This is a genomic window from Kribbella turkmenica, assembly GCF_004348725.1.
GTDB classification, from domain to species: domain Bacteria; phylum Actinomycetota; class Actinomycetes; order Propionibacteriales; family Kribbellaceae; genus Kribbella; species Kribbella turkmenica.
This window is the reverse complement of the sequence record NZ_SMKR01000236.1, coordinates 1-8,319: the sequence shown is the minus strand read 5'-3', so window position 1 is coordinate 8,319 and position 8,319 is coordinate 1. Positions and strand designations below refer to the sequence as shown.

General features: G+C 69.2%; 10 protein-coding genes and 2 pseudogenes. 8 read left to right on the top strand and 4 right to left on the bottom strand.

What is annotated here, in order from left to right:
* The 6 genes and pseudogenes from E1218_RS33355 to E1218_RS33330 form a co-directional block, all read left to right on the top strand.
* Positions 1-371 (top strand): annotated as a pseudogene (locus E1218_RS33355) (hypothetical protein); the annotation flags it as partial.
* A gap of 405 nt (positions 372-776) precedes the next feature.
* Complete coding sequence (locus tag E1218_RS33350) at positions 777-1,391, top strand: DUF2461 family protein (protein ID WP_132327032.1); 615 nt, start codon at positions 777-779, stop codon at positions 1,389-1,391.
* 209 nt (positions 1,392-1,600) lie between these two features.
* Complete coding sequence (locus E1218_RS33345) at positions 1,601-2,122, top strand: YbaB/EbfC family nucleoid-associated protein (protein ID WP_233712643.1); 522 nt, start codon at positions 1,601-1,603, stop codon at positions 2,120-2,122.
* A 1-nt stretch (position 2,123) separates the two neighbouring features.
* Complete coding sequence (gene recR, locus E1218_RS33340) at positions 2,124-2,723, top strand: recombination mediator RecR (RefSeq protein WP_132327031.1); 600 nt, start codon at positions 2,124-2,126, stop codon at positions 2,721-2,723.
* Positions 2,716-3,360 carry a DUF5063 domain-containing protein gene (locus tag E1218_RS33335; RefSeq protein WP_132327030.1) on the top strand — a complete coding sequence of 215 codons (645 nt, stop codon included), beginning with the start codon at positions 2,716-2,718 and terminating at the stop codon, positions 3,358-3,360. The genes recR and E1218_RS33335 overlap by 8 nt, the downstream gene beginning before the upstream one ends.
* A 106-nt stretch (positions 3,361-3,466) precedes the next feature.
* Positions 3,467-4,120: a hypothetical protein gene (locus E1218_RS33330; protein ID WP_132327029.1), complete on the top strand. Its 654-nt coding sequence runs from the start codon at positions 3,467-3,469 to the stop codon at positions 4,118-4,120.
* 230 nt (positions 4,121-4,350) lie between these two features.
* Here the strand turns inward: E1218_RS33330 and E1218_RS33325 are convergent.
* The 3 genes and pseudogenes from E1218_RS33325 to E1218_RS33315 all read right to left on the bottom strand — a co-directional run.
* A pseudogene (locus E1218_RS33325) lies at positions 4,351-4,537 on the bottom strand (integrase core domain-containing protein); the annotation flags it as partial.
* Between the two features lie 149 nt (positions 4,538-4,686).
* Positions 4,687-5,058, bottom strand: coding sequence for a carboxymuconolactone decarboxylase family protein (locus tag E1218_RS33320; RefSeq protein WP_202866334.1), 372 nt, complete (start codon positions 5,056-5,058; stop codon positions 4,687-4,689).
* On the bottom strand, positions 5,055-5,519 hold the full coding sequence (locus tag E1218_RS33315; protein WP_132327028.1) for a MerR family transcriptional regulator: 465 nt from the start codon (positions 5,517-5,519) through the stop codon (positions 5,055-5,057). The genes E1218_RS33320 and E1218_RS33315 overlap by 4 nt, the downstream gene beginning before the upstream one ends.
* A gap of 17 nt (positions 5,520-5,536) precedes the next feature.
* Between E1218_RS33315 and E1218_RS33310 the strand changes: the two genes are divergently transcribed.
* On the top strand, positions 5,537-5,857 hold the full coding sequence (locus tag E1218_RS33310) for a hypothetical protein (protein WP_132327027.1): 321 nt from the start codon (positions 5,537-5,539) through the stop codon (positions 5,855-5,857).
* On the opposite strand, the gene dinB is transcribed toward E1218_RS33310, so the two are convergent.
* Complete coding sequence (gene dinB / locus E1218_RS33305; RefSeq protein WP_132327026.1) at positions 5,854-7,056, bottom strand: DNA polymerase IV; 1,203 nt, start codon at positions 7,054-7,056, stop codon at positions 5,854-5,856. The genes E1218_RS33310 and dinB overlap by 4 nt on opposite strands.
* 80 nt (positions 7,057-7,136) lie before the next feature.
* Here dinB and E1218_RS33300 point away from each other — a divergent pair.
* On the top strand, positions 7,137-8,319 hold a 1,183-nt coding region (locus E1218_RS33300), incomplete at its 3' end, for an MFS transporter (protein WP_233712642.1).

Below are 8,319 nucleotides of genomic sequence, written 5' to 3'. Positions count from 1 at the left end.
AGGTGGTTGGGCGCGGTGGGGTGGCGGTCGAGGAGCCGCCGGATTACGACGTGCCGCCGGAGCCGGATCCTTGGGATGATCCGCCGCCTCCGCCGTCGCGGCGGCCGTCCGACGCGGTTGGCGGTCAGGTGGGTAGGGATCGTCGGGAGCAGGCGGCTAGTAAACGCCGGGCTGCAGAGGCAGCTGTCGCCGCTGAACAGGCGCGGAGAGCTGCGCAGGGACCGGCGGCGCCTGAGGTGCCGTTGACGCCGGAGGAAGAAGCCGATGCGATCGGCGAGGACGACTTGGTGCTGGAAGACGACTCCCAATCCCACACCGAGCTTCTCCGGCAAACCCTCGGCGCCCAGATCATCACCGAAGAGCCCAACTGACCTTCGGCACTGAACTCCACTTAGCGCCGGCGGCGAAATGGCGGCAGAGCGGTGCACTACCTGCTGGCAGGCACGTGACGTGTGCAGTGGCGCTGGGTGGTTCCCTGGTGCAGCCGCTCGTCGCTCTGGCCGCTCTTCACGGCCGACTTACGCCATCGTGGCGGTGGAGGCCGTTGGTGACGGATGCGCGTGCCTGCAGGAATAGTTTGCGGGTGTGCGGTCCCCGCAGGACGTCCCGTGGTGGCGACAGCGGCGCTCGTCGGCGACGGTGGCTGCCGGCGGTGGTGGCTGTAGGCGGTGGTGGGCTGCTGGTGGGTGGTGTTCGGTGGCGGGACCCACGCACGGATGGTTGCGAACGACGCCGGGGCGCAGGGGACTGTCCGTGGAGGGTGGGAGATTGTCTTCATGGGGTTCGGTGGGTGGGGTGATGCGGCGTTCGAGGTGCTTGTCGGGCTCGAGGGGGAACCGGGGCCGGATCGGTTGGAGGCTCAGCGGGAGAGTCTGGAGCGGCATGTTCGGGGGCCGTTGCAGGATTTGTGCGACGAGCTCAATGAGATGGACGAGTTCGGGACGTTCTGGCTGAGTGGGTTGTCGGGTCACCCGGCCGCGTGGCAGCGGCAGAGCGCGTCCTGGTGGATCGCGCGCAGGATCCGGATCTCGTTCACGTTCGGCCTCGACGGACTGGTGCTCGGGGGCGGTTCGGCATCTCCGGCCGGCGATCAGGTGCGGCTGTTCCGGGAGATGGTCGACGCCGAGGTGAGCGGGCATGAACTCGCCGCAGTGATCGAGCGGCTGCTGAAGGTCGGCTACGAGCTGATCGGGTCGCCGCTGCTCCGCGTACCGCGCGAGTACTCACCTGACCACCCGCGGGCCGACCTGCTCAAACGCCGATTCGTGTACGCCGAGAAGCCCATCGACACCGACGACGTGGACGAGATCGCCGACGCGCTCCGCCCACTCGTCGAGTTGACCACCTGGTACACCGACTACGTCGCCACCACCGGCTGGGACAAGCCCTAGCCGAGCCGGCCGCCAAACCTGTCCACAGGTGGTTGTGAGGATCGCGGCGGAGAGTATCCACAGGATTCACAGGCTGTGGATAAGGGTGTCCACAACCTTGTGGACGAGGATGGGGAGACCGTTCGGTTTCTACTCGGCGGTGGGCTTGTCGGGGGGACCGGCTAGGGTTGAGGCTCGGTAGCAGGTAGCGGCTCGACGAGGAGATCGCGGTGTTCGACGGTGGCGGTGCTGGGGGCTTCGACATGTCCAATCTGCTCGCGCAGGCGCAGGCGATGCAGAACCAGCTGATGGAAGCCCAGGCCAACCTGGAGAGCCAGGAGATCGAGGGCTCTGCCGGGGGCGGGCTGGTGACCGCGCTGGTGTCGGGGACCGGTGAGCTGCTCAGCCTGAACATCAAGCCGGAGGCCGTCGACCCGGACGACACCGAGACGCTGGCCGACCTGATCGTGGCCGCCGTTCGCGACGCCTCCGAGAACGCGAAAGAGGTCGCCGCCGCGGCGATGGGCCCGCTGGCCGGTGGCCTCGGCGGTGCCGACATCCCCGGGTTCGGCGGTGCCGGCGGCCCGGCCGGGTTCAGCCTGCCGGGCGCGACGCCGCCCGCGGTCGAGCCGGGTGACGACGACGAGCCCGGCAACGATCGGCCGGCGCCCAGGCCCGGCAACGAAAGCGGTGGCGTCGGGTTCGTGAACCCGGGTAGCGGGACCGGCTCGCCCGGTCAGAACCCGGGCTGACGTGTACGAAGGGGCCGTCCAGGACCTCATCGACGAGCTCGGCCGGCTGCCCGGCGTCGGTCCGAAGTCCGCACAGCGCATCGCGTTCCACCTGCTCGCCGCCGACGAGACCGACGTACGGCGGCTGGCGCACGTGCTCGTGCAGGTGAAGGAGAAGGTCAAGTTCTGCGAGATCTGCGGCAACGTCGCGGAGGAAACGCAGTGCCGGATCTGCCGGGACCCGCGCCGCGACCTGAGCCTGATCTGCGTGGTCGAGGAGGCCAAGGACGTGGTCGCGATCGAGCGCACCCGCGAGTTCCGCGGCCGGTACCACGTGCTCGGCGGGGCGATCTCGCCGATCGAGGGCATCGGGCCGGACGAACTGCGGATCAAGGAGCTCCTCCAGCGGCTGGCCGGCGGTGAGGTGACCGAGATCATCTTGGCCACCGACCCGAACCTGGAGGGTGAGGCGACCGCCACCTACCTGAGCCGGTTGCTCCGGCCCATGGGGTTGCGCGTCACCCGTTTGGCTAGTGGACTTCCAGTAGGCGGTGACCTCGAGTACGCCGACGAGGTCACTCTCGGACGGGCGTTTGAAGGGCGACGATCGATCGATGACTGAACCAACGGATATTGCGGAACGCGCTTTGGGCACCGACAACGAGGACCTGACCGAGTTCGCCGAGCAGATCGCCGACCAGGTGCGAAGCTTCCTCATCTCGGTGCGCGACATCGCGGCGCAGCCGGACGAGGACGGTGTCGACGAGGGGCTCGCCTCGCTGCCGTACCTGCTGCTCGAGGTCAGCCAGTTGCTGCTCGCCGGCGGCCGGCTGGGAGCGTTCGAGGACTTCGTCCCCGAGGAGCGGTTCGAGAGCGACGCCGGCCCGGACCCGGACCTGGACGCCATGCGCGACCGCCTGGCCGTGTTGTTCGAGGGCCTGGACGAGTACGCCGAGGTCTTCGACCCGTACGCCGCTCCGCCCGAGATCACCGTGAACCGGCTGTCCGACGACCTGACCGCGATCGCCACCGACCTCGTGCACGGGCTGGCCCACTACGAGGAGGGCCGGATCATCGAGGCCCTGTGGTGGTGGCAGTTCTCCTACGTGTCCACGTGGGGTGCCGCGGCGAGCGCCGTACTGCGGGCCATCCAGTCGCTGATCGCGCACGACCGGCTCGAGCCGGCGCACGACGCCGAGACCGAGGCAACCGACCGCGAGCTGGTCGAGGTCGCCGAAGAGGTCGTCCAGCGCCGCTGAGAGTCATCCACAGGTCGCCTCCCCGTCCACGCGAGCGGGTTCCTGACCGTCTGCGGTCAGTCGGCGGTGGCTGGACGACTGCTTCCCGGGCCGGTTGGATGGCCAGGTGTCTGTTCACGACGTGATCCGGCGGATGCCTGATCTGCCGACCGTCAAACGCGTCAGCCGGGCACTGGCGGTGCTCGACCTCGTGCTGAACGACGCCGACTCTCTCGGCTGCTTCTCCTTCGACGCCCGCTGGTCGGAGACCGAGGAGGCGGCGTTGATGCGGGACAGGTCGGGGAACGAGTACTCGATCGTGTTCTCACCCGAGGGTGCGTTCGCGTACGGCTTCGACCACGAGTCGCCGATGTCGCCGTGGGTGAACGAGTCGAAGCCGTGGCCGGGGTTGATCGACCAGGTGCCGGACGTGTTCGCCAGCGCGCGGGACGAGCAGGTGTTCTGGGATCCGATCGGTGCGCCGCGTGCGACGGTCGCGTTCTGGCGTACGACGGCCGACACCGAGTGGCGCTGTGGTCCGGTCGAAGGGGTCGACAAGGACGGTGCCGACGGGCTCTTCGAGGTGCTCGCGGACGGCCGCCCCGAGGCGTACCTGACATTCGCCGAGGACTACTACGCAGTGGCTCTCGACCTCGAGCCGATCCGGCACGTCTACGCGCTGATGCCGTTGACCGAGTACGTCGTCACGTCGCTCAACCGTCAGCGCCGGTTGCCGGATCTCGCCGGGGGCATCGCCGAGATCGGTTACCCGCGCTCCTGAACCGCGTTAGCCTGACTCCCCGATGACAACGCACCCAGGGGATCCGGAGACGATCGGGTCGTTCGCGATCCAGACCCGGCTCGGCCGCGAGACCGCGGCCGCGCGGCAGCGAGCCTGACGGCCACCGGCGTGCTCATCGGTACGCCGGCCACCTGCACGACAATTCCTACCCATGATCCGACCCGCAACCGGATCCGATCGCCAACCGATCGCCGATCGCCTCACCACCGCTAGATATACCGACCGGAGAGGTTGGTTAACCGGGTGAAGGGCGGCTGATTGCCGCAGGTCGTGTGAGGCCGATGCTGCTTGTAGTGGTGTAGCCAGGCCTCGAGGGCATCGCGGGCGCTCGGCCTCCGAGCGGTAGCAACGGGCGTAGGCCCAACCGTCGGCCATGGTCCGGTAGAAACGCTCGATGCAGCGTTCGGGTGAGACATCAGGGGCTCCGGGCATGAGAGGGCCAGCAGCCATGACGGCTGCCGGCCCCGAGGTGGTTGATGGCCGGGTTCAGTCGGTGTGCGAGTTGTCTCGCTCAGCGAAGACCTCGCGGGCAGCAAAGGTGGCGTTCACGGCGCGCGGGAAGCCGCAGTACACGGCAGCATGCAAGAGCGCTTCGGGATCTCTTCGTGGCTGAGACCAACGTTGAGCGCGGCACCGATGTGGACTTTCAGCTGGGGCTCGCAGCCACCGAGGGCAGTCAAGACGCCGAGGGTGACGAGCTGCCGACTGCGCGGGTCGAGACCGGGCCGGTCGTAGATGTCACCGAAGGCAAAAGCCGCGACGTGGTGGCCCAACGCGGGGTTGATGTCGGCGAGAGAGTCGATGACGGCCTCGCCTTGGTGGCCGTCGATGTGTGAGAGGACTGCGTGGCCGTGACGGCGGCGGGCGAGGCTCTCGGGGCTGTTGATGTCGTGCTGCGGGGCGGTGGTCCTGGTCATGGTCGGGGTGCTTCCTGATAGGTGGCGATCTTGTACTCGGTCGCTGCGAGGGCGAGCTGCAGATGGGCGACCTGGGATCGCAGCGTGTCGCGGTGCTCGAGGAGCATGTCCAGGCGCTCGGACACGGTGTCCTGGCCGGCGTCCACGAGGTCGACGTACTGGCGCAGGTCGCTGATCGGCATGCCGGACGTGCGCATCCGGATGAGGAAGACGAGCCGGCGAACCGCGGGGGCGTCGTACCGGCGGTGCCCAGCTGCGTCGCGGGCGACGCGGACCAGTCCGATGCGTTCGTAGTAGCGCAGCGTGTGGGGATTGACCCCGAGGTGTGCGGCCGTTGTAGCGATGTCCCAGTCGGTCGCGTCGTCATCGCGGGCCAGCTCACGCAATGCTCCGATCGAGACCCCGCCGGGCGGATCGACCGCCAGGCGAAGCGCCGCCTGTAGAGCGTCATCTTCCTTCATGCCACGAAGGTAGAGGTGTGAGTGCGCTCAAACACAAGCGCGCGGTCGATCAATGTCTCCGGTCAGTACACCTAGAGGCAGCAGGCACGGTGTACGACGCCTCGACCCTCCCGGCCCCGGTAGCCGAGCAGGACGGCCGGATCCAGGGCCTGCTCACCTCCACGGTGTCGGATGACGGCCTGCAGGTCATCTCACTGGACGCCCTGGTGCAACACGTGAGCATCGGCAGCGCCCTGCTGACCGCGGCAGCCGACCACAAGCCAAAGCCATCCATCCCGCTGACGGGCAACTACGGCATCCCACGCCGCGACGAGCTGACGCTCGAACTGGCCATCTAGTCCGGCAGCATCGGGACCGTCAGGCCCTGGTCGCGGCCGAGGAGGATGCCGCGGGTGATCGCGTTCGTGCCGAACCTGTCCTTCACCTGATCGAGAGCCGAGTCGAGCTCGTCGTTGGCCGCCTTGTCGAACGGCAGGGCGAGCTGCAACGCCGCCTCGTTCTCCAGGTTGCCGACCGAGATGCCGATCATCGTGATCCCCTGCGTCGCGATCATCGGCCGGGCCGTCGCCAGCAGGGCTCGCGCGGTGACCAGGATCGCCCGCGTCTGATCTGTTGCCTGGGGCAACGTATGCGACCGGGTCGCCCGGCTGAAGTCGTCGAACCGCAGCCGCAGCGTCACCGTCCGCCCGGCCCGCCCCGCGGTCCGCATCCGCCGAGTCACCCGGTCGACGAGCCCGGCCAGCACGGCGTCCAGCCGCTCCGGGGACTTGGGTGACCGGCCCAACGCCCGCTGCGACCCGATCGACCGACGCCGCCGGCCCACTTCGATCGGCCGGGGGTCACGGTTGTGTGCGAGTGCGTGCAGATGACGCCCGGACGCCCGTCCGAGCATCGCCACCAGCGCGGCCTCGGGCAGCATCGCGACATCGCCGACCTTGGTCAGCCCGCGGGTCCGCAGCTTCTCCGCGGTCACCTCGCCCACACCCCAGAGTCGCTCGACGTCGAGCGGATGCAGGAAGTCCAGCTCCCGGTCCGGCGGCACCTCCAGCAACCCGTTCGGCTTCGCGACCCCGCTCGCCACCTTCGCCAGGAACTTCGTCCGCGCCACGCCGACCGTGATCGGCAGCCCGACCCGCGACAGCACGTCGGCCCGCAGGCGCTTCGCGATCTCCAGCGGCGTCCCGGAGATCTTCCGCAGCCCGCCGACGTCCAGGAACGCCTCGTCGATCGACAGCCCCTCCACCAGCGGCGTGGTGTTCTCGAAGACCTTGAACACCGCCTTGCTCGCCTCGGAGTACGCCGACATCCGCGGCTCGACCACGATCGCCCCCGGGCAGCGGCGGAGCGCCTGACCACCGTTCATCGCGGTCCGGACGCCGTAGGCCTTGGCCTCGTAGCTGCAGGCCAGTACCACGCCGCCGCCGACGATCACCGGCCGGCCGCGCAGGCGCGGGTCGTCCCGCTGCTCGACCGACGCGTAGAAGGCGTCCAGGTCGGCATGCAGGATCGTCGCCGCACGCTGGTCCGACACGAACATATGTTCGCATACTCGCCCGCTGTCCGGATAGGGAGAATTCCCGAGGCGTCGAACCGGTTTGTCAGGACAGAATGCGGTCTATGGACCTGACGGCGTACCGCGATCTCTGGAAGACCCACGGCGTGATGGCGTTGCTGGCGTCGGCCCTGATCGCGCGGATGCCGGTGATGGCGACGATGGTGCCGCTGTCCTTCCTGGCCAAGGATGCCGCCGGCAACTTCGGCTGGGCCGGCGTGGTCGCCGGCGCCTACTCCGTCGGTATGGCGGTCGCCAGCGTGGTGTGGTCGCGCCGGGCGGACCGGAAGGGTGCCCGCTGGGTCGTGATCGGGACCGGGATGGCCTGGGCCGTCCTGATGGCTGTCGTCGCACTACTGCCTGACAGCTGGTACCGCGTGCTCCCGCTCGCGGCGGCGTTGGCCGGCATGTTCGTCGCTCCGGTGACCTCGGCTCTGCGCGCCAGTTGGCCGCAGCTGGTGCAGGGCACCCGGCTGCGGGCGATCTACGCGCTGGACGCGACCGCTCAGGAACTCCTGTTCGTCGTCGGCCCGATGCTGGGCGCGATCGCGGTGACCTTCGCCAGCCCGCGCGCGGGTTTGCTGGCCTGCGCGGCGACGGCCGCCGTGGCGATCTGGTGGTTCGGTCTCAAGCAGCACCCGGGTGCCGTCCAGCACGAGACCGACGAGCCGCGGCCGACCGCACGGCAGTTGGTATTCCACCGGTACCGGTTCGGGTTGCTGCTCGCCTTCGCGTGCATGGTCACCGGGTTCGCGTCGATGTCGCTGGGGATCGTGGCGTTCGCCGACGAGCACGGCAACCGGCTGATTGCCGGCGTTCTCGAGACCGTGGCCGCGCTCGGCAGCCTGATCGGCGGCCTCGTCGGTGGCGCACTGCCCGGCCGGCGGGACTCGTACGTGTGGCGGCGGATGCTCGTGCTCGCGGCGCTGCTCACCGGCTGCGTGTTCGCCACCTCGTCCGTGGTCGCGCTGGCGGTGATGCTGTTCGCCGCCGGCTGCCTCATCGCGCCGACGATCGGTGCGCTCTACGAGCGGCTGGGCGTGATGACGCCGGCCTCGGCGCGGACCGAGATCTTCGGCTGGATGCTCAGCGGCGGGATGCTCGGGTCCGCGGTCGGGTCCGCGGCCGCCGGCGCCGTGGTCGAGGCCTTCGGTGTCCGCTACGCGTGGGTCCTGATGGCGGTCCTCGCCGTGGTCGCGACGCTGTCGGTGCTCCACGTCCCGCCCCACCGCCCGGCCGACACCGACC